This window comes from Rhizobium acaciae (genome assembly GCF_025941625.1).
Taxonomy (GTDB): Bacteria; Pseudomonadota; Alphaproteobacteria; order Rhizobiales; family Rhizobiaceae; genus Rhizobium; species Rhizobium acaciae.
This window is the reverse complement of the sequence record NZ_JAPCZO010000008.1, coordinates 22,050-43,367: the sequence shown is the minus strand read 5'-3', so window position 1 is coordinate 43,367 and position 21,318 is coordinate 22,050. Positions and strand designations below refer to the sequence as shown.

At 63.0% G+C, this 21,318-nt stretch carries 18 protein-coding genes; 5 read left to right on the top strand and 13 right to left on the bottom strand.

Features of this window, described 5'->3' with window-relative positions; all coding sequences use genetic code 11:
• Positions 1–115 precede the first annotated feature (115 nt).
• On the top strand, positions 116–520 hold the full coding sequence (locus tag OLZ32_RS14295) for a nuclear transport factor 2 family protein (protein ID WP_017990087.1): 405 nt from the start codon (positions 116–118) through the stop codon (positions 518–520).
• Between the two features lie 27 nt (positions 521–547).
• Here the strand turns inward: OLZ32_RS14295 and murJ are convergent, their stop codons facing one another.
• From murJ to mutS, 4 genes are all read right to left on the bottom strand, one after another.
• Positions 548–2,128: a murein biosynthesis integral membrane protein MurJ gene (gene murJ, locus OLZ32_RS14290; protein ID WP_003544894.1), complete on the bottom strand. Its 1,581-nt coding sequence runs from the start codon at positions 2,126–2,128 to the stop codon at positions 548–550.
• 38 nt (positions 2,129–2,166) lie between these two features.
• Positions 2,167–5,073, bottom strand: a complete 2,907-nt coding sequence (locus OLZ32_RS14285; protein WP_264421450.1) for a [protein-PII] uridylyltransferase — start codon at positions 5,071–5,073, stop codon at positions 2,167–2,169.
• Between the two features lie 134 nt (positions 5,074–5,207).
• Positions 5,208–5,483 carry a hypothetical protein gene (locus tag OLZ32_RS14280; protein ID WP_003544896.1) on the bottom strand — a complete coding sequence of 92 codons (276 nt, stop codon included), beginning with the start codon at positions 5,481–5,483 and terminating at the stop codon, positions 5,208–5,210.
• A gap of 12 nt (positions 5,484–5,495) precedes the next feature.
• The gene (gene mutS / locus OLZ32_RS14275; RefSeq protein ID WP_003544897.1) at positions 5,496–8,222 is read right to left on the bottom strand and encodes a DNA mismatch repair protein MutS; all 2,727 of its coding nucleotides are present in this window, start codon (positions 8,220–8,222) and stop codon (positions 5,496–5,498) included.
• A gap of 113 nt (positions 8,223–8,335) precedes the next feature.
• On the opposite strand from mutS, the gene OLZ32_RS14270 reads away from it, so the two are divergent.
• Positions 8,336–10,621, top strand: coding sequence for an NADP-dependent malic enzyme (locus tag OLZ32_RS14270; protein ID WP_264421447.1), 2,286 nt, complete (start codon positions 8,336–8,338; stop codon positions 10,619–10,621).
• 377 nt (positions 10,622–10,998) lie between these two features.
• On the opposite strand, the gene OLZ32_RS14265 is transcribed toward OLZ32_RS14270, so the two are convergent.
• The 6 genes from OLZ32_RS14265 to OLZ32_RS14240 all read right to left on the bottom strand — a co-directional run bounded on the left by OLZ32_RS14265 (position 10,999) and on the right by OLZ32_RS14240 (position 17,554).
• Positions 10,999–11,877, bottom strand: a complete 879-nt coding sequence (locus tag OLZ32_RS14265) for a GNAT family N-acetyltransferase (RefSeq protein ID WP_017990091.1) — start codon at positions 11,875–11,877, stop codon at positions 10,999–11,001.
• A gap of 108 nt (positions 11,878–11,985) precedes the next feature.
• Positions 11,986–14,268, bottom strand: a complete 2,283-nt coding sequence (locus OLZ32_RS14260; RefSeq protein ID WP_003544908.1) for a PAS domain-containing hybrid sensor histidine kinase/response regulator — start codon at positions 14,266–14,268, stop codon at positions 11,986–11,988.
• 55 nt (positions 14,269–14,323) lie between these two features.
• Complete coding sequence (lspA, locus tag OLZ32_RS14255; RefSeq protein ID WP_264399050.1) at positions 14,324–14,827, bottom strand: signal peptidase II; 504 nt, start codon at positions 14,825–14,827, stop codon at positions 14,324–14,326.
• Positions 14,824–15,684, bottom strand: a complete 861-nt coding sequence (locus OLZ32_RS14250; RefSeq protein ID WP_003544913.1) for a TrmH family RNA methyltransferase — start codon at positions 15,682–15,684, stop codon at positions 14,824–14,826. Before OLZ32_RS14250 ends, lspA begins: the two co-directional genes overlap by 4 nt.
• Positions 15,681–16,778, bottom strand: a complete 1,098-nt coding sequence (locus OLZ32_RS14245) for a class I SAM-dependent methyltransferase (RefSeq protein ID WP_264399049.1) — start codon at positions 16,776–16,778, stop codon at positions 15,681–15,683. Before OLZ32_RS14245 ends, OLZ32_RS14250 begins: the two co-directional genes overlap by 4 nt.
• A gap of 185 nt (positions 16,779–16,963) precedes the next feature.
• On the bottom strand, positions 16,964–17,554 hold the full coding sequence (locus OLZ32_RS14240) for an NUDIX hydrolase (RefSeq protein ID WP_264421445.1): 591 nt from the start codon (positions 17,552–17,554) through the stop codon (positions 16,964–16,966).
• A gap of 120 nt (positions 17,555–17,674) precedes the next feature.
• Between OLZ32_RS14240 and OLZ32_RS14235 the strand changes: the two genes are divergently transcribed.
• Together OLZ32_RS14235 and OLZ32_RS14230 are read left to right on the top strand one after the other, a co-directional pair.
• Positions 17,675–18,130, top strand: coding sequence for an SRPBCC family protein (locus OLZ32_RS14235; protein WP_264399047.1), 456 nt, complete (start codon positions 17,675–17,677; stop codon positions 18,128–18,130).
• A 35-nt stretch (positions 18,131–18,165) separates the two neighbouring features.
• Positions 18,166–18,600 carry a GNAT family N-acetyltransferase gene (locus tag OLZ32_RS14230; protein ID WP_264421443.1) on the top strand — a complete coding sequence of 145 codons (435 nt, stop codon included), beginning with the start codon at positions 18,166–18,168 and terminating at the stop codon, positions 18,598–18,600.
• A gap of 52 nt (positions 18,601–18,652) precedes the next feature.
• On the opposite strand, the gene OLZ32_RS14225 is transcribed toward OLZ32_RS14230, so the two are convergent.
• The 3 genes from OLZ32_RS14225 to sppA form a co-directional block, all read right to left on the bottom strand.
• Positions 18,653–18,985 carry a LapA family protein gene (locus OLZ32_RS14225; RefSeq protein WP_221964478.1) on the bottom strand — a complete coding sequence of 111 codons (333 nt, stop codon included), beginning with the start codon at positions 18,983–18,985 and terminating at the stop codon, positions 18,653–18,655.
• 159 nt (positions 18,986–19,144) lie between these two features.
• The gene (locus OLZ32_RS14220; RefSeq protein ID WP_003544934.1) at positions 19,145–19,444 is read right to left on the bottom strand and encodes an integration host factor subunit beta; all 300 of its coding nucleotides are present in this window, start codon (positions 19,442–19,444) and stop codon (positions 19,145–19,147) included.
• A 29-nt stretch (positions 19,445–19,473) separates the two neighbouring features.
• Positions 19,474–20,424, bottom strand: coding sequence for a signal peptide peptidase SppA (sppA, locus tag OLZ32_RS14215; protein ID WP_264421441.1), 951 nt, complete (start codon positions 20,422–20,424; stop codon positions 19,474–19,476).
• 225 nt (positions 20,425–20,649) lie between these two features.
• On the opposite strand from sppA, the gene lptC reads away from it, so the two are divergent.
• Positions 20,650–21,315 carry an LPS export ABC transporter periplasmic protein LptC gene (gene lptC, locus OLZ32_RS14210; protein ID WP_003544937.1) on the top strand — a complete coding sequence of 222 codons (666 nt, stop codon included), beginning with the start codon at positions 20,650–20,652 and terminating at the stop codon, positions 21,313–21,315.
• Positions 21,316–21,318: the final 3 nt, after the last annotated feature.

Here is a 21,318-nt window from a genome sequence, read left to right as displayed (position 1 = left end):
GGCCACTCGGCCTGAGATAGAATCCTGTTCCAAATTAAATAGTTAGAGCATGATGTCGTCCGAAAGCCGCCGACGCTTTTCGGCATCATGCTCCAGCTTCAATTGGAGAACGGACATGACAATCCCGACCGTTGACGCATCCCTACTGGCCAGTGAGGCCAACCTTCTTCGCGAAACGGAGCGCGCGAGGCTGCGTGCCCTGATCAACGCCGACATGGTTCGGGCGCAACAGCTTCACGCTCCGGACTTCCAGCTGATAACGCCGATCGGCGCCACGCTTTCAAAGGAAGAATATCTGGGTGCGATCGCCTCCGGGCAGATCAAATACCTGACCTGGCAGCCCGCTCATATTGCCGTGCGCCTTTATGACGGGGTCGCCGTTCTTCGGTATCGTGCTCAACTTGAGGTCGTCTTCGGCGGCCATAAAGTCGCTCTCAACGACTACTGGCACACCGACACTTATGAGCGGCATGACGAACAATGGATGGTTGTCTGGTCGCAAGCCACAGCCATAAAGTAGCCGGAGTCACGGTGGTTGCGACCGGCCTCACCCGTCCTTTGCCGGCGCCGGCTTGCGGTTCAGATTGCGTCGGATCATGCCGAGATTTGCCCCGCCGACCAGGAAAGCGGCGGCGAAATAGATCAGCATGGCGATTGCAATCAGCAACCCGAGGGTGCCGATCTTGGTGAGAAGCGGCGCGCCGGAAGCAAGCGACGGCGCCCAATATTGCTTGAGGAAGACGATGGCCGCACCCATGACGGCCGCAGCGACGATCAGCAAAGCGGTGCGTTTTGCCAGCGCCCACTCCCATGTCAGGTGGCCACGGCGCAAAAGCGTGGCAAACAGCAGCACGGTGCTGATCCAGCCGGCGGTGGCTTCGGCAACCGCGATGCCGGGCGCGCCCATATAGGGAAAGAGGGTGAGCGCCGTGGCGCAGTTGGTCGCAACCGCGATAGCCGAAAAACGCATCGGCGTCTTGGTGTCCTCGCGAGCATAGAAGCCGGGCTGCAACGCCTTGATCAGCACGAAAGCCGGCAGGCCGATGCCGTAAATCGCCAGGATCGAGCCGACGACGGCGGTGTTTTCCTGATGGAAGGCGCCGCGCTCGTAGAGCACGCGGATGATCTCGTCGGAGAGGATCCAGAGCGCGAAGGCGGCGGGGATCGTCAGGAACAGCACGAATTCGATCGAGCGGTTCTGCAGGTTTCCGGCCTCGCGCAGGTTGCCGCCCTTCAGCGCCCGGGCAAGCTCCGGCAGAAGCACCACGCCGACGGCGACGCCGACGACGCCGAGCGGCAGCTGATAGATGCGGTCGGCATATTGCAGCGCTGCGATCGCGCCGTCGCGGGACGACGCGATCGCCTGGCCGATCAACTGGTTGATCTGGGTGATGCCGCCGGTCACCGCCGCCGGCACCGCCAGGATCAGCAGCCGCTTGACATTAGGCGTCATCTTCGGGAAACGGAAGCCAATGCTCATGCCGGCCGCAAGCACGCCGACATAAACGACGGCGAGCTGCAGGACGCCGGCGGCAAGAACGCCCCAGGAGAGGTACCAGGCGGTCGCCAGCGGATCGGCGCCGGTATAGAGCGCATAAAACAGCGCCCCGATCATCACCACGTTGAGGAAGACGGGCGCGATGGCGGCGGCGAAGAAATGATGCAGCGAATTCAGCATGCCGCTCATCATCGCCGTCAGCGACATGCACATCAGATAGGGAAACATCACCGCCGCCATGCGGATCGTGATCGAGAACTTTTCGGGATCGTCGGCAAAGCCCGGCGCGATGACGAAGCGCACCAAGAGCGGCATGGCAAGTTCCATCACGATGGTGATGAGGAGCAGCACCGAAAACAGCACGCCGAAGACTTCTTCCGAAAAGCGCTTGGCGCCATCGGTGCCGTTCGCCTCGATCTCCTTGGCAAAGAGCGGCACGAAGGCGGCGTTGAAGGCGCCTTCGGCAAACAGCCGGCGGAAGAGATTCGGAAAGCGGAAGGCGGCGTAGAAGACGTCGGCCATCGGTCCGGTGCCGAGGGCCGCAGCCATCAGCGTTTCACGGGCGAAGCCGAAGATGCGGCTGCCGAGGGTGGCGCCGCCGACGGTCGCGAATTTCTTGACCAAGCTCATGCGTTTGGGCTCATGCGTGGGGACTCATGCGTTCAAGCTCATATGGGGGAACCCGCCTTCTTTTCGCTGGCGGGCGGGGTCCGGGCGGTGGCGGCCGGTGCGATGATGCCGGAGGGCATACGCTCGCGCAGCTCGTCTTCTTCCTCGGCCATGACGGCCTTCATCCGGGCGGTGATGTTGGCACGCTTGCTGTCGCCGGAAATTTTCTGGCCGACCAGATCGGTAACGTAGAAGGTGTCGATCACCTTCTCGCCGAAAGTGGTGATGCGGGCCGACTGGATGTCGAGCGACAGATCGGAAAGGACGGCGGTGATCTCCGACAGCAGCCCCGGCCGGTCGAGGCATTCGACTTCGATAACCGTGAACTTGTTCGACAGGCTGTTGGTGATGTTGACCGACGGCGGAATGACGAAGGCCTTGCTCTTCTTGCGGTTGCGCGCGCGCGTGGCGATGACCTCGGGCAGACGCTTGCGGCCGGACAGCACGTCCTCGATCATCCGGCCGATCGTCGCGGCCCGGCGCAGCTCGTCGGCATCGTCGGTAAATTCGCGGCTGACATGGATCGTGTCGAGCGCCCGCCCGTCCGATGTCGTGAAGATCTGGGCGTCGACGATGTTGGCCCCGGCCGCAGCACAGGCGCCTGCAATGACGGCGAGCAGTCGCGGATGGTCGGGCGACAGCACGGTGATCTCGGTGATCGCGTGGAAACTGTCGGTGCGCACCGTGGTGGCGAGCGCCTGGCCCGCCTTGTCGGCCTGGCGAATGAAATGGGCATGGCGGATCTGGTCTTCCAGCGGCACGGAGAGCAGATAGGGTTGGTAGTGCAGCTTGGTATAGGTATTGCGGTCCTTCTGGCTCCAGCCGGCGAGTGCCGAATGCAGCGCCTCGGCGGCCGCATTGGCCCGCTCCTTGCGGGAGACCTCCGAAAAGCCGCCGGCAAGCAGCAGCTCGGTTTCATAGTAGAGCGTGCGCAGCAGCTGGCCCTTCCAGCCGTTCCACACACCCGGACCGACGGCGCGGATATCGCAGATCGTCAGGATCAAGAGCATCTTCAGCCGGTCCAGCGACTGCACGCGGTCGGCGAAATCGGTGATGGTCTTGCGGTCGGTGAGGTCGCGGGTCTGCGCCACCATCGACATGGTCAGATGTTCTTCGATCAGCCACACGACGATTTCCGTCTGCTTCTGCGACAGGCCGAAGCGGGCGCAGAGCTTGCGGGCGACGCGGGCGCCGGCGATCGAATGATCCTCCTGGCGGCCCTTGGCGATGTCGTGGAGGAGCACGGCGACATAAAGCGCCTCGCGGTCCTCGATGCCGGGCATCAGCTTGTTGGCGAGCGGATGCAGATCCTCGGCGCGTCCCTTGTCGATCTCGGAGAGAATGTCGACGGTGCGGATCAGATGTTCGTCGACCGTATAGTGGTGATACATGTTGAACTGCATCATCGCGACGATCTTGCCGAATTCGGGGATGAAGCGGCCGAGCACGCCGGCTTCGTTCATCCGGCGCAGGATGAGCGCCGGATCCCGCTTCGACGTCAGGATCGACATGAACAGCCGGTTCGCCTCGTCGTTTTCCCGCAAGGCGTTGTCGATAAGCGCGAGGGAACGGGTGACGCGTTTCAGCGCGTCCGGATGGAATTCCAGCCCATTAATGTCGGCGACATGGAAGAGCCGGATGATGTTGATCGGATCGCGCTTGAAGACGTCGGGGTCGGCCAGCGCAATGCGGCCGCGGTCTTCAACGAATTCGACGCTGCCGGCGATCTTGCGGTTGCGATGGGTGAAGCGGCTGATGACGCCGGTGAGGCCCGGGATCGACTTCGCCTGCTGGTCTTCAAGTGCGGCGCAGAGGATGCGCGTGAGATCGCCGACATCCTTGGCGACGAGGAAATAGTGTTTCATGAAGCGCTCGACGGCCGAAAGGCCCGGGCGTGTATGATAGCCGAAAGCTTCGGCGATCTCGCGCTGGATATCGAAGGACAGACGCTCCTCGGCCTTGCCGGTCAGGAAGTGCATATGGCAGCGCACCGCCCAGAGAAAATCGTCGGCTTTCTCGAGCAGGCGGTATTCGTGCTTGGAGAGCACCCCGAGTTTGACCAGCTCCGCCTGGTCGCGCACGTGATAATAATATTTCGAGATCCAGAACAGCGTGTGCAGGTCGCGAAGCCCGCCCTTGCCTTCCTTGACGTTCGGTTCGACGAGATAACGCGTGTCGCCCGCCTTGCGATGGCGCTCATCGCGCTCGGCAAGCTTGGCGGCGATGAATTCGGGACCGGTGCCGGTGACGATCTCCTTGTCGAAGCGGGTCTCGAGCTCGGTTTCCAGCCGCTGCAGGCCGCAGATGTAGCGCATCTCCAGGATGGCGGTGCGGATCGTCATGTCGGACTTGGAAAGCGCGATGCATTCCTCCACCGTGCGGGTGGCGTGGCCGACCTTGAAGCCCATGTCCCAGAGCACGTAGAGCATGAATTCGACCGCTTTGTGCGTCTCTTCCGCCGGCCTCGGCAGGAAGAGGAAGAGCAGGTCGATATCGGAGCCCGGCGCCAGCGTGTCGCGGCCGTAGCCGCCGACGGCGGTCACCGCGAACTTGTCCTTCTGCTGCGGAAAGATATGGGCGGTGGCGAAATTGTAGAGGACGGTGGTGATCTGGTCCTGCAGCCAGGAAATCCGGTAGGCGCAATTCAGCCCGCCGCCGTCGGCCATAAGGGCCTCGCGCGCCTTCTGCCGGCCTTCGGTGCTCGCCTTCTTCAGCACCGCCAGAAGATCGGCGCGCAGAATGTCGGGCCGGTTGCGGTTGGCCTCGGCAACGGCGTCGCATTGCTTCTGCAAGAGCTCGACGTCGAGGATATTGGAGAAATCGAGGTCGCGCATCGCTGTCGCCGGGGCGGTTTCCTGTTCATGCCGGACTGCCGGTTCACGGCCTGCCGCTTGTTTCGTCTGCATGCGCTATAGCCCCTTTGCCCTGCGATTGACACGGGCTTTCATACTGCAAGAACCTTTAAATTTGGCGAAATGGTGTTGGTTCGCCGCAAGAGGCGACGGCGCTTTGACGCAAGGCGCCGACTTTCCCGAAATCGTCAGCCGGCCGCCCGCGCATTCAGCAAATGCAGCACCTGCCGTGTCTCGCGCATGATCTCCTCGAGCGCCTGCCTGTCGCATTCGCGATAGCCGGCCTTGGCAATCGAGGTGCCGAGCTCTGAGATCACGGCGCAGCAGCGGGTGATTTTCAGCATGCCGATCGGAGACGTCCAGCCGCGGGCATTGCGGTCCTTATCGGCGCGCCGCATCGTATCGAGCATGGAGCAGATGAGCGAGAGGCGCTCGGTTTCGCGAACCAGTTTTTCCATGAACATGGCGCGCCGCTCCTATTTCAGCTTTTTCTTGAGGTCGTAAAGCGCATCCATTGCCTCGCGCGGCGTCATGTCGTCAAGGCTCATCGCCTTCAGCGCCTCCTCGACCTTGGAGGAACCGCGGGCCGTTTCCTCGCGGCGCACCGCCACCTGGAAGAGCGGCAGGTCGTCGATCAGCTGGCTCGCCGGGTTCTTGCGGTCGGCATCTTCCAGACGGGTGAGCACGTCGCGGGCCCGCGCCACGACCGAGGCCGGAAGCCCGGCAAGGCGCGCGACCTGGATGCCGTAGGAGCGGTCCGCCGCACCCGGCCCGACCTCATGCAGGAAAATGACGTCGCCGTCCCATTCCTTGACGCGCATCGTCGCGTTCGATAGCCGGCCAAGCTTTTCCGAAAGCACGGTCAACTCGTGGAAATGCGTGGCGAAGAGGCCGCGGCAGCGATTGGCCTCATGCAGGTGCTCGACGGCGGCCCAGGCGATCGAAAGACCGTCGAACGTCGCGGTGCCGCGGCCGATCTCATCGAGGATGACGAGCGAACGGTCGCTCGCCTGGTTGAGGATCGCCGCCGTTTCCACCATCTCGACCATGAAGGTCGAGCGCCCACGCGCCAGATCGTCGGAGGCGCCGACGCGGGAGAAAAGCCGGTCGACGATGCCGATATGCGCCGATGTCGCCGGCACGAAAGAACCCATCTGCGCTAGAATGGCAATGAGCGCATTCTGGCGCAGGAAGGTCGACTTGCCGCCCATGTTCGGGCCGGTCAGCAGCCAGATCGCCCCGTCCCGGTCGCCGTTCTTTGGCGAGAGATCGCAATGATTGGCGACGAAGGGGCCGCCCGCCTGCCGCCGCAGCGCCTGCTCGACAACAGGATGGCGCCCGCCCTCGATGGCAAACATCTTCGAGCCGTCGACCTGCGGGCGGCAATAGGCCTGCTCCTCGGCGAGAAGCGCCAGGCCTGATGCGACGTCGATGACGGCGAGCGCCCGGGCGCCCGACTTGATCGCCTCGGCTTCCGCAACAACGGCCGCCGTCATCCTGTCGAAGGCTTCGAGTTCGATCGTCAGCGCCTGGTCGGCGGCATTGGCGATGCGGCTTTCGAGATCTGCAAGTTCGGTCGTGGTGAAGCGCATCGCGTTCGCCATCGTCTGGCGGTGGATGAAGCGGGCCTTCGCCTCCGCCGTCTCCGTCATCGGTGACGCATTGCCGGCGGTGACTTCGATGAAATAGCCGAGGACGTTGTTGTGCTTGATCTTCAGCGACCGGATGCCGGTTTCCTCGGCATACTGCAATTGCAGGCCGGCGATGACGCGACGCGACTGGTCGCGCAGTGCCCGGACCTCGTCGAGCTCGGCGTTGGCGCCGTCGCGCAGAAAGCCGCCATCGCGTTTCAACAGCGGCAATTCGTCGGCGAGCGTTTCGGCAAGCAGCTTCTCCACTGCCGCGGGAAGGGCCTGCAGCCCGGATAGCGCCTGGCCGAGCTCTTCGGGCAGCATCGCCTTGCCGAGCATGGCCGCAACTCCGCCCGCCGCGTCAAGGCCCTGGCGGATCGCCCAGAGATCACGCGGGCCGCCGCGGTCGAGCGCCAGCCGCGACAGGGCGCGCGGCATGTCGGGCACATGTGTCAGCGTGTCGCGGAGATTGCCGCAGAGCAGGGGTTCGTCGATCAGGAAGCCGATCGAATCGAGCCGCGCATTGATGCGGGCGGGGTCGGTCAGCGGCGACATCAGCCGCTCGGCAAGGAGCCTGGCGCCGCCGCCGGTGACGGTGCGGTCGATCGCCTTCAAGAGCGAACCGTTGCGATCGCCCGAAAGCGTGCGGGCAAGTTCGAGATTGGCGCGGGTGGCGGGATCGATGAACAGCGTCGAAGCGGCACTTTCCCGTTCCGGCTTTCCAAGCGGCGGCCGCTCGGCGATCTGCGTCTTCTCGACATAGGCGACGGCGGCGGCCGCCGCCGCCAGTTCGGCGCGCGAAAAGGTGCCGAAGCCGTCGAGCGTCGCGACGCCGAAATACCGCGCGATCCGGCCTTCGGCGCTGGCGCTGTCGAAGAGCACGGAAGGCTGCGGCACGGCTGTGCGGCCGAGCACGTCGAAGACCGGCTTGAGTTCGGGATCGTGGAAGATGGTGTCGGGCAGGATGAGTTCGCGCGGATCGATGCGCAGGATATCGGCAAGCAGGCGCGAGGCTTCGGTCTCGGCAAGCCGGAAGACGCCGGTGGAAATATCGATCCAGGCAAGCGCCAGCAAGGCCTCGCCACTGGCGCGAATGCGGGTCAGCGCCATCAGATAGTTGGATTCCGAGGGCGAAAGCAGCTTTTCCTCGGTGATCGTACCGGGAGTGACGAGGCGGACGACGTCGCGCCTGACGACGGATTTCGCGCCGCGTTTCTTCGCTTCCGCGGGATCCTCGATCTGCTCGCAGACGGCGACGCGGAAGCCGAGCGAAATCAGCTTCTGCAGGTAATCGTCGGCCGCATGCACCGGAACGCCGCACATCGGGATATCCTGGCCCATGTGCTGGCCGCGCTTCGTCAGCGTGATACCGAGCGCGCGTGAGGCTTCCAGCGCATCCTCGAAGAACAGCTCATAGAAATCGCCCATGCGATAGAAGAGCAGCGAACCCGGATTGTTCGCCTTGATCTCGATAAATTGCTCCATCATCGGCGTCGCCGAAGCACGGCTTTCCGCCGTGGCGAGCTCGGCAGCCGAAAAGGCTTCATTCCCTGTGTCTATTCGTGCGTTCACGGAGGTGGAGTTTTTCCCAAAAAAACAGGTGCCAACCCTATCCGCGCGCCGCTATAGATGACAACAGCATTTGAGGAAGAGCAAAGCGTCGCCCACAGGACGTTGGAGGATTTATGCCCGATATCGATAAGAAGGACCGGCCGGTGACCTCGGTTACCGACCAGGAGGCGCTCGATTTTCACGCAATGGGCCGGCCCGGCAAGCTGGAGATCAACCCGACCAAGCCGATGGCGACGCAACGCGACCTCTCGCTTGCCTATTCGCCGGGTGTTGCCGTGCCCGTGAAGGCGATCGCCGCCGATCCGCAGACGGCCTACGATTATACGGCGCGCGGCAATATGGTTGCCGTCATTTCCAACGGCACGGCGATCCTCGGCCTCGGCAATCTCGGCGCGCTGGCGTCCAAGCCCGTCATGGAAGGCAAGGCGGTGCTGTTCAAGCGCTTCGCCGATGTCGATTCCATCGACCTCGAGATCGATACGGAAAATGTCGACGAGTTCATCAACTGCGTGCGTTTCCTCGGTCCTTCCTTCGGCGGCATCAACCTCGAGGACATCAAGGCACCGGATTGTTTCGTCATCGAAAGCCGGCTGCGCGAGCTGATGGATATTCCGGTGTTCCATGACGACCAGCATGGAACGGCGATCATCGCCGCCGCCGGCCTGATCAATGCGCTGGAGCTGACCGGCCGCGACCTGAAGACGACGAAGCTCGTCTGCAACGGTGCGGGTGCTGCGGCGATCGCCTGCGTCGAACTCATCAAGGCGATGGGTTTTGCGCCAGAGAACGTCATCCTCTGCGATACCAAGGGCGTCATCTACCAGGGCCGCACCGAGGGCATGAATCAGTGGAAATCGGCGCATGCGGCAAAGACCGACACGCGCACGCTGGAAGAGGCGATGAAAGGTGCGGACGTCGTTTTCGGCCTGTCGCAGAAGGGCGCGTTTTCGGCCAAGATGATCCGCTCGATGGCGGAGCGGCCGATCATCTTCGCCATGGCCAATCCCGATCCCGAGATCACCCCGGAAGAGGTGGCCCGCATCCGCGACGACGCCATCATGGCGACCGGCCGTTCGGACTATCCGAACCAGGTCAACAACGTCCTCGGCTTTCCCTATATCTTCCGAGGCGCTCTCGATGTGCGCGCCTCGACAATCAACGACGCGATGAAGATTGCCGCCGTCAACGCGCTGGCAAACCTGGCCCGCGAGGACGTGCCCGATGACGTCGTTGCCGCCTATCAGGGCAACCGGCCGCGTTTCGGCTCGCAATACATTATCCCCGTTCCCTTCGATCCGCGCCTGATCTCGGCGATCCCGGTGGCGGTCGCGCAAGCCGCGATCGAAAGCGGCGTCGCCCGCAAGGTCATCACCGACATGGCCGGTTATGCCCGCGAGCTTTCGGCGCGCCGCGATCCGATCGCCTCGACGCTCGCCAGCCTTTACGAGCGCGTCCGCCGCCGTCCGAAGCGCATCGTCTTTGCCGAGGCCGAGGAAGAACAGGTCCTGCGTGCGGCGATGTCCTACGCCAACCAGCAGCTCGGCACCGCCATCCTGCTCGGCCGCGAGGACCTGATCCGGGCGACGGCCGAACGCGCCGGCATCGATCTCAACCGGCCGGGCCTCGAAATCGTCAATGCCCGGCTTTCGACCCGGGTCGAGGCCTATATCGACTATCTCTACGCCCGGCTGCAGCGGCACGGTTATCTCCACCGCGACGCCCAGCGGCTGATCCATAACGACCGCAACCACTTCGCCGCCACCATGGTGGCGCTCGGCGATGCCGACGGCATGGTGACGGGCATCACCCGAAACTATTCGACGGCGCTCGAAGATGTGCGCCGCTGCATCGACGAGAAGCCGGGCCACCGCGTCATCGGCGTGTCGCTGGCGCTCTGCCGCGGCCGCACGGCTTTCGTTGCCGACACGGCGGTGCACGACATGCCGACGGCCGAAGAGCTTGCCGATATCGCCGAAGAGGCCGCCGGTCTGGCGCGGCGCATGGGTTATCCGCCGCGTGTCGCCATGCTGGCCTATTCCACCTTCGGCCATCCCTCGGGCGAACGCTCCGAGCGGGTGCGCGAGGCGGTGAAGATCCTCGACAAGCGCCGCGTCGATTTCGAATATGACGGCGAGATGGCTGCCGACGTCGCTCTGAACCGCAAAGTGATGGAGCAATATCCCTTCTGCCGCCTTTCCGGCCCGGCCAACGTTCTCGTCATGCCGGCTTTCCACTCGGCCTCTATCTCGACCAAGATGCTGCAGGAACTCGGCGGCTCCACGGTGATCGGCCCGATCCTCGTCGGCCTCGACAAGCCGGTGCAGATCACCTCGATGGGCGCCAAGGACAGCGACATCGTCAACATGGCGGCGATCGCCGCCTACGGGGCGGGCTCGTAACTTCGTCCGGCGTTTCTGAGACGCCTTTTGGTGCCCGGCTGACGTGCGTCGGCCGGGCATTTATCCGGCTTTAGATTGGCGCCGAGGGGTGAATCATCATGATCGCCAAGGCCTGCTGGATCAGGATGTTTTTAGGCCCGATCGGCCTAAAATCTGAATCTTGATCTAAATCAAAGAAATAGAGCATGATGTCGTCCGAAAACCGCGCACACTTTTCGGCATCATGCTCTAGCCATTGCCGGCCGATCGTGCCCGGCCTCGAGCGCGCTTCGTGAAGATGAGATCAAGTTGAAACAAGCTTGTTGTTCTAGCCATCGTGGTCGCCAGCTGTTTCGCTTATACGAAATTGATGGCTAGGGTCGTGGCGACTAGGGGCTCTAGCTCGCGAAGCGGCCGGCGTCGGCGCCGTAATAATTCAGGTAACGGTCCGAAATGCTGGTGATCGGCAGCACGATCAGCACGTCGGTCGTGTTGAAGGCATGATCGACGACCGCGCTGGAGCCGACCATCGCACCGAGGCGCAGATAGCCCTTGATCAGCGGCGGCAGGGCCATCAGTGCGCGCTTCGGATTGATGGCCTCGACCGGCATCAGGTCCATGTTGCGGGCCAGATGCGGCAGGGCGCCGACGGCCCATTCGTTTTTCGCCAGCACATTGTGGTAGAGGAAGGACAGCGCCAGCGCGTGGCTTTCGAGATAGACGCCGGGGAAAGAGGCACAGCCGAACATGGCGCTGACGCCGTGCTTCAGCGCGTAGGCCCAGTTGCCCTGCCACAGCAGCTCGACGGTGCGCTTGGTGCGGTATTCCGGCAGCACGCAGGAGCGGCCGAGCTCCATGAAGCGCTTGTCCGGATGTTTGGCGATAAGGCCCTCGATTTCGAATTCGGAAGCCGAGTAAAAACCGCCATTGGCGATGGCGACATCCTGACGCAGCAGACGGTAGGTGCCGACGATCTGGTCTTCCGGGTCGCCCTCGATCGAGCGGTCGAGAACGAGAAGATGATCGCAGACAGCGTCATAGGCGTCGACATCGCGCTGGCGGCGCATGGCGTCCAGCGGCAGCTGCGCCTTCATTTCGTCGACGAAAACGCGGTAGCGCACGGCCTGGGCGGCATCGATCTCGCGTGCCGTGCGGGCAAGGCGGGTCTCCAGATTGCCGATGCGGCCGAGGATATCGCCGTCCTTTTGCACGGCAGCCGTCGAGGGCCGTGCAGCCTCCGCCGTGGTGTCACGATTCAGGATGTCGATGGCGGACATGACGATTCTCCCGTTGCCGGCTTATCGACGCCATAAAACACTTCTCTACGACAGGAAAGTGACATTTTGAATTTCCAGCCGCAAGAAGCGTGCCGGTTTCCGAGGCGCTCACCGCGCCTCTGCCCGACGGGCGGAAAGGGCGGCGACCGCCTGAACTTCGGTCAGCAGCCGCACCGGATCGACCGGCTTTATCATGACGCGGTTGGCGCCGTTGAGCAAGACTTGGCGGCGCGATTCGTCGCTCTTGTCGGCAGTCAGCACGATCACCGGCACCGAGGCGAGATCGAGCCGCCGCTCGTGGCCGCGCAGGCGTCCCAGCATGTCGATGCCGTTGCCGCCAGGCATCGAGAGATCGCTGATGATGATATCGGGCCGGTCATTGGCCTCGCAGAGCGCGTAGTCGAGCAGGGTCTCGAAATCCTCGACATGGCGCACCTTGTGCCCGCCCTTTTCCAGGACGACACGCACCAGCATGGCATTGATCGGATCGTCTTCACCGAGCAGGATGCTGAGCCCGCGGGTGGCAACCATTGTCTCCGTCACCGAAAGGCCGAAGCCCGGCTGGTTGTCGTTCAACGCGTCGCGCTTCTCCATGCCGCGCATGCGACCGCGCAGTACGTCGATCAGCGACTGTTCGCGCAGCGGCCGGATCAGCCAGGCATCGAAGAGGTCGAGCGGATGGGCGCTGCGCTCTTCCGGATTGACGAGCAGGACTTTGCGCAGGCCAAGTGCGGCGATTTCGGCGCGATCGGCAAGATGGGCCGAAAATTCCGCCGACATGCGATGGTCGATGATGATGTCGGTCGGCCGCCGTCCGCCCTTTGCCAGCTCGAGCAGTGTTGCCCGCGCCGCCTCGCCGTCGCCGACGAGATGGCAGAGACCGCCGAGCGCGGTGATCGTTTCGGCGATGGCAGTGCGCGCCGCACCTGCCGGCGCCAGCAGCACGACGCTGTTGCCTGAAAGCAGCGTGTTTCGCCGGTCGGGGCGCTCGCTGCCGATATCGACAGGAAAGCGGATGGTGAATTCGCTGCCTCTGCCCTTTTCGCTGGCAACCGTCAGCGCGCCGTTGAATTCGCGCATGATGCGGGCGGAGATGGCAAGGCCGAGCCCGGTGCCGCTGCTCTTGTCGGTAACGCTCCCGCCCTGCTCGAACTCGCCGAAGACGCGCGCCTGCTCCTCCTCCGTCATGCCGGGGCCACTGTCGGTCACGGTGATCGACAGGTCGTCGCCGTCGAGCGACACGCGGATGAAGACGCCGCCGACCTGGGTGAACTTCACGGCGTTGCCGATAACGTTGAACAGAACCTGGCGCAGCCGCGCCGGGTCGAAGCTCATATTTTCGGGCACGTCGGATGACACGGTGGCGCCGATCTCGATACCCTTTTCATGCGCCCGGTGGGCAAGCATCTCGACGACGCTTTCCAGAAGCTTGCGCAGCGATTCCGAGCGCGGGTGCAGCGCGAAGCGGCCGACCTCGATGGTGGAGAAATCGAGCAGATCCTCGACGAGCTGCGTCAATGCATGGCCGGACTGGCGGATGCTCGCGAGATAGTTCTGCTGTTCCTGCGTCAGCCGCGTCTCGGCGATCAGATGTGTCATGCCGAGGATGCCGGAAAGCGGCGTACGCACCTCGTGGCTGACGGTGGCAAGCAGCCTCGATTTGGCGGCGCTGTTATACTCGGCCTTCTGGCGGGCCTCCTCGCGGCCCTGCGCGATCAGCCGCTCGTCGGTCACGTCGCGGGCAACGCTCTGCAGCAGCAGACGGCCGTTCGCTGGGTCGCGGGTGACGACATCGCGCCAGAGGAAGATACGCTGGCCCTCCGGTGTCGAGATCTCGACATCGTAGCAATGCGGTATCGGACCGGGGCGGAAAGCAAGCCCGATCTCCTCGCAGGTTTTTCCTTCCGGGCGCAGCCGCCCGGTCAGGCGGCGAAATGTGTCGTTGGCGGAGATGATGCGCCGGTCCATGGTGCGGCTGACCGTGATGTCGCCGAGCACGTCGTGCACGTCGGCGAACAGCTTTGCGCCGCCGTTCCCATCCGGCATGGTTTGACCGGGGCGCTGCCCGGCCCTGCGCGAGCGAACCATCAGCAGGGCATAACTGGCGATGACGGCAAGCCCAAGAACGACGAGACCGCCAGAAAGCAGCAGCGGATCGCCGGCATGGGCCAGCAGCATCAGGATTGTTGCGGCCAGAAGGCCGGCGCCGCCCAGCCAGTAGAACAGCAGGCGCCGTGTCGGTGCAGGCCCGCCCTGGCGGTCATCGGCGCCCCGGGGTGCCGCTGCGTTCGGCCGTGGGGAAAACACCTCCATCCGCTTCTCAAGCGGCTTGGCGGCGGGTCCACCGAAGGCGGCGGACAATCTTTCCTGCAATTGTCCCAGGTTCTGCATGCTATCTAGCTAACATGAGGCCCGTTCCGAATGCCTTCAGGATTTCGATAAGATTTTAGCGGCCGGCCTTTTTCGGCAAAAGCAGCTCGTCGAGAATGACGCAGCCGGCCCCGATGGTGATGAAACTGTCAGCGAGATTGAAGACCGCGAAGGACCAGCTCTCGGTGTAGAAAAGAATGTAATCGATCACGTGCCCATAGGCGAAGCGGTCGACGAGATTGCCGATCGCACCGGCGATGATCAGCGCATAACCGAGATGGGCGATCCAGCGATCCTTCGCCGTGCGGTACCACAGCCAGATGACGAAGGCGACGATGATGAGCCGCATGCCGACGATGAACCAGCCATCCATGCCTGATAGCATCGAAAAGGCGACGCCGAGATTGTAGGTCCGGTAGAGCGCCAGCATCGGAACGACGGGCACCGCCTCCTGCAGCGGCAGGTAATGATCAACAGCGATCTTGATGGCCTGGTCGATGAGAACGGCGACGACGATGAAAAAGAGGATCGGCGCCGGGCGCGAAAACAGCGCCGGGCGTGCATGCGTCTGTTCGGTCATTTGCCCTCGGCAAGTGAGAGGAGATGGCGGCGCGCCTCGAAAAGCATGACGGCGGTGGCGACAGCGAGGTTCAGTGAATCGGCGCGGCCCTGCTGCGGAATACGGGCAAGCGCGTCGGCCTCCCTGGCCAGCTGCTCGGGCAGGCCGGATTGTTCGTTGCCCATCAACAGCACGACGGGCTTTTTCCGGTAGTCGATCGTCCGGTAATCGACCGCCCCGGCAAGATGTGTCGCGACGACGGAAACGCCGGCCGATTTCCGCCAGGCGATGAATTCCTCTGGCGTCGCCCGCGCGAGCGGAACGGCAAAGACCGAGCCCATGGTTGCCCGCACCGTTTCGAGCGAGAAGGGATCGGTCGTTTCTCCGAGAAGTATGATGCCGGAAGCCCCGGCCGCATCGGCGGTGCGGATGATGGTACCGAGATTGCCGGGGTCGCGTACCCGGTCGAGCGCCACCCATGTCTCGCCCTCGCTCAGTCGGATACCCTTGAGCGGCGTCCAGCGCTGTTCGAAGATGCCGACGACCATCTGCGGATTGTCGCGGCGGGTGATCGAGGCGATCACCTTTTCGCTGACTTCGAGCACCAGCCCGCCCGAGGCGACGGTCCTTGCCGCCATCTGCTCGACCAGCGGCTTGCCCTTGGCAGCCTTGGCATAGACCAGCGTGCGGATTGCCCAGCCGAGTTCGATCGCGTCGATGACGAGCTTCAGTCCTTCGGCCAGGAAAGTACCGCTTTCCTCGCGCGACTTCTTGTTCGTCAGCGCCTTGATGTCCTTGATGATCGGATTGGCGAGCGAAGTGACTTCCTTCACCTGTCCGACCCTGCGCGGTCCCTGATCGTGGAAGTCCTTGCTCATTTCGGCACCCAGCGGGAAAAGAGGGAGGTGGAAAGCGCGCGGCCCTGCGTCTTGCCGTCGGTGCCGGCTTCGCGAATCACCAGCTCGCCGGATTCGACCACACCGCCGGCGCCCCGCATCGTCTCGCGCATCAATTCGTGGATTGAATAGAAGCTGGCGCGGATCGAATAGGCCGTCAGCACCAGGCCCACTGCCTTCGGCGACAGGATCTCGCGGCAGACATCGAGCATCAAGGGCAGATGCTCGAAAAGATGCCAGACTTCGCCATTGGGGCCGCGGCCGAATTTCGGCGGATCGGTGAGGATGATATCGTACTGGCTGCCGCGGCGTTCCTCGCGCAGGATGAATTTCATCGCATCCTCGCAGATCCAGCGGATCGGCAGTTTCTCCATGCGCCCGAGCGCCTGGTTTTCCCGTGCCCAGCCGATCGCCTTCTTCGAGGCGTCGACATGGGTGACCTCGGCGCCGGCTGCGGCGGCAACCAGCGAGGCGACGCCGGTATAACCGAAGAGGTTCAGCACCTTCAGCGGCCGGCCGGCCTTTTCGACCTGATCCTTCATCCAGCTCCAGTGGACGATCTGTTCGGGGAAGACGCCGACATGGCGGAAGGAGGTGAAGCGGCCAAGGAAATCGACGCCGAGCAGGTTGAGCGGCCAGGTCTCGCCGAGCGCCGCCTTCGGGAAACGCCAGCGGCCGGTGCCTTCCTCGTCGGTGTCGCCGGTGAAGGCAGCATCGACCTTTTCCCAGATATGGGCGGGCAGAGAAGGCCGCCACAGCGCCTGGGCTTCCGGGCGGATGATGCGATAAGGGCCGTATTGCTCGAGCTTTTCGCCGTTGCCGCTGTCGATCAGATGGAAGTCGCCGGCCCCGAGCGATTCGAGGATGACGGGCACGCGCTCGGTCGGACGCTCGCCGCTGCGTGCCATCAGAGGACGCACGACGGCGGCAGGCACGGCAGCCTCGCGCACTGCCTCACGGGTTGCCGCGGGCCGCGCGACCGGCTTCGGCGGCCGGCCTGCCCGATCGTCCCTGCGGCTTTCACCGGAAGAACCTGATGTTTTCTTCTGGCCCGGCCGGCCTTCTCTCTGTTTCAACGTGCTCTTCCGCGTCTCTGTCGGGGTGTCTTATAGGCTTTGCGTCGGCTGCAGCGCCGCGCGTCTTTTGAAACGCGCAAAGCACACTGCGGCACTTTGAATATGCAGTAGCGCAGAAAAGCGGGGCGGATCAACTGCGCTGCCGGCCAAGCCCGCGCAAGGGGAGGGTTTTCCCGGCGCGGCGCCTACTTCAAGCCCTCGGAGGCCTGTTTGCGAAGCCAGCTTTCCGCCGCATAGAGGGCTGCCACATGCATCGACTGCATGATGACGGCGCCGGACTGCAACTCGGCGAGGATGGCAGCAAGATCCGCAAACAGCAGCTCGACCTTCTCGCCGGGGTCGAAAGACGGTTCGCCGGCCCGGCTGAGACCAAGCGCCAGCCAGCTCGTCACCATATTGCTCTGGCTGGCGGCATTCGGATAGGAGGTGAGCAGCCTGACGAAGGTCGAGGCTTCATAGCCGGTTTCCTCCCGGAGTTCGCGCTCGGCCGCCGCCATCGCCGCATCGCCGGCCTTGCTGTCGCCGGGTTCGAGGCTGCCGGCGACCAGACCGAGCACGATCTCGCCGCGGCCGTGCCGATATTCCCGTGTCAGCAGCACGCGCCCGTCAGGCATCACAGGGATGACGTTGATCCAATCGGGGTAGTCGAGCACATGGAAGGGCGCGACGACAGTTCCATCTGCGGTGATGCAATCGTCGCTCCGGACCCGGATCCAGCGATCCTCATAGGTGATGCGGCTTGCCGTCACGCTCCAGGGCTTCAGTTCGTCGTTCATCGGCCCATCCCCTGCGTCATATGTGTGTCAGATCGCAACCGGCAGATAACATTCCGCGCCGCCTTGGCAAAGCGCTTTCCCGCTGGGATAAGATGAGCGAATCGAAGATGGGGCCATCGAATGGATTTCACGGGCGAAGAACGCATCGCCGCGCCGCGGGACGTCGTCTGGGCAGCACTCAACGATCCCGAGATCATGCGCGGCTGCATTCCGGGCTGCCAGGGCATCGAGCGGCTGTCGCCGAGCACTTTCGAGGCGACGATCAAGGTCAGGTTCAGCCTGCTGTCTGCCACCTTCCACGGGCTGCTGACGCTTTCCAATGTCGATGCGTCGAAGAGCTATACGCTGTCGGCCGAAGGCAAGGGCGGTCTTGCCGGTTTCGCCAGGGGCAGCGCCGATATCGTGCTCGAGGAAAGGGGCACCGAGACGATCCTGCACTACCGGTCGAAGGCTGAACTGGGCGGCAGGCTCGCCCAGCTCGGCGCCCGCCTGCTCGATTCGACCTCGCAGAAGCTCGCCGAAGGGTTCTTTTCGGACTTCAACGCCGCCGTCGTCGCGAAGATGGCGGCGGGTTAGGCTTGGCGCGGGACGGGGGTGTTTAAATCGACGTTATGACGTGGACCATCAGGCCGCCGCGGGCGGAAGACCAGGAAATGCTCGCGGAGATCTATCTTTCCGTGCGCCGCGAAACATTCGTCTGGGTCGATCCCGGAAAATTCCATCGCGAGGATTTCGCCGCCCATACCAATGGCGAGACGGTCTTCGTCTGCGCGCATGAAAGCGGCAGCGTCGCCGGCTTCCTGTCGCTCTGGCCGGAGGACGATTTCATCCACATGCTCTACCTAAAACCGGAATTCCAGGGTCAGGGTGCAGGCACGGCGCTGCTGCACGCCCTGCCGGAATGGCCGCAACACCGGTATCGGCTGAAATGCCTGGTGAAGAACCGGCGTGCAAAGGCGTTCTATCTCGCCCACGGTTTCCACGTGACCGGCAACGGCACCTCGCCGGAGGGCGATTATGAGGAACTGAGCTTTTTTCCGGTTTGAAGACCGCCGAAAGCCGGCGGCCGAACCCGAGCCAATCGAATATTGACCCGTTTCACCGCGCCGGCAGCTGCCCGGCGATTTCCTCGGCGCGGTTCTTGTGGCGGTCGGCCTCGCTTTGCCAGCGGATGGCTTCCTTGGCCTCGGTGCGGGCGCGCTTGCGGTGTTTGCCCTGGCTGAACCAGGTGGCGGCCGCCCCGATCAGCATGCCCGCGATCAGCGCGACGACCAGGAAGACGAAGAAGGGCGCTGAAACTGCAAGCACCTGATCATCAGGCCGGAACGGATTGAAGGCGAGTGTGACGCTCTGCCGGTTGGCGACGCAGAAGACGATGAGGATGACGCCGAGCGGCAGCAGAATCAACAGGTTGACGATCTTCTTGGCCATTTGATGTCTCCACGCGGCAGATTGCGCCGGTCTTTTGAAGGGCGCGTTTCATGCTTGCAGCGCCGCGCGCCTTTGTAAGACGCGTAAAGCACGACGCGTTACCAGAATAGGAAAACGGCCCTCGAGTTCAAGTGCGGTTTCGCCGCAGGCAGCGGCGGCTCAATCCTCTTCGTCGGCCTGGCCGGGATTAAGCCGCTCGCGCAGCTCCTTGCCGGTCTTGAAGAAGGGAACCCACTTCTCCTCGACGAAGACGGTATCGCCGGTCCGCGGATTGCGGCCGGAGCGCGAAGGGCGGTTCTTGACCGAAAAGGCGCCAAAGCCCCGCAATTCGACTCGGTTACCCGCAGCCAGTGCATCCGTGATCTCGTCGAGAACCGCGTTGACGATATTCTCGACGTCGCGATGATAGAGATGCGGGTTGCGTGCGGCAACAATCTGCACCAATTCGGACTTGATCACTTTCGCCCCCTTAAATTATTGATTTCTTATCAATCGTGGCCAACCTGCCAAACTGAAAGCAGCCCGTCAAGAAGCAACTTTGGGGGCAGGATTCCATTGATATCCTGGGTTTTCATGAGATCATCATAACCGAAGATCGTAATCAACCGAGAAACAGCCCCAGCGAGCAGAAAGGGCGTATTGCTCTTCTTGTCCCAGTCCACCATCGGCAGATCGCTGTCGACGCCGCGCGATGTCAGATAGGCGCGGATCTCGGCCTCGCCGCCGATCGCATCGACGAGTTTCACCTTCAGCGCCTGGCGGCCGGTATAGATCGTGCCGTCGGCCAGTTTCAGCACCTCGTCGCGCGGCAGCTTGCGCCGGTCGGCGACCAGGTCGACGAACCAGTTATAGCTGTCGACCACCATGTTGCGGATCATCGTCTTGGCTTCCTCGCTCGCCTCGTGGAAGGGCGAGGGCTCGGCCTTCAGCGGCGAGGACTTGATCTCCTGCAGCGAGACGCCGATCTTGTCGAGCAGCGGCTGGATCTGCGGATACTGGAAGATGACGCCGATCGAGCCGGTGATCGAGCTGTCGCCGGCAATGATCGTATCGCCGGCGGTGGCGATCATGTAGCCGGCGGAGGCGGCAAGCGTGCGCACGTCGGAGACGACAGGTTTCTTGGCGGATATCGCACGGATCGCCTTGAAGACTTTTTCGCCGCCATAGGTCGTGCCGCCGGGTGAGGAGATCGAAATCACCGCTGCCTTCACCTGGTCGCTGGTCTCGACCTTCTTCAACCGCTCGAGAAGCTCGTCGTCATCGACGATCAGCCCGGATATCGTCACATGGGCGATGTGCGGGCGCTGCGTCCCGGCATCGCCGAGAGCAAAGCGGTAGAAGGCGAAACCAAGTGCCACGATGAGGGCCACCGCGATGAGGCGCCAGAAGCCCAGCTTGCGGCGCAGCCGCCGACGATCGGCGATGATCGAACTGTCCATAGAAACCTCCAGCGCTGGCACCGGCTTCGGCATGCCGCCGATCGATCCGGTGAAATAGGGTGGCAGCGGCCCGTACGAACGCCACTTTTCAATGTTTTTCCGTTTTGTTGCTTGTTGCAGAAAAAATTCCATATTGGCAAGCCAATGTAATAATGCGAAACGAACTGTGATTGGCGGCCGGCTTTGTTATCGAGGCGCGGCGATCACCGCACATGGACGAGGCCTATGCTCGATACCCTGAAGAACAACGGACATGCCGCCTATTCAGGGTCCGGCAGGAGCGCCTATGGCGATGCGTTGTTCCATTCCGCCCGCGTGCGGCGGCTGAAGATATTGCTGCCTGTGGCAGCCCTGATCGTTTCAGCCGCTGTCGGCGCCGTGACAGTGATCCGCACCTATCTGCCCGAAAACATCAAGATGGAGGGCGCCAAGATCGAGAACGGCAAGGTCGTGATGGAGAAGCCGGCGATATCAGGTCGCAATTCCGACGGCATCAATTATTCGATGCTGGCCGAAAGGGCGCTGCAGGATATCCGCAATCCCGATCTCATCACGCTCGAAACCATCAAGGCCGCCGTGCCGATGAATGACGGTCTGATCGCCCGCGTCGTCGCCTCGACCGCCGATTACAACCGCGCCACCGACAACCTGCATATGACGGCCCCCTTCACCCTGGTGCTGAGCAGCGGCCTCAATGCGAATTTCCAGTCCGCGCAGCTCGATATCAAGGGCGGAAACATGCGCAGCGACGACCCCGTCACCATCACCAAGGACAATGCCTCCATTGTTGCGAAGACGCTTCAGATAACCGATAAGGGGCGGGTGATCACATTCGAGGGGAATGTTCGCATGAATGTCGATCCATCCACCATCCGTAAACAGGGCACTTAACCA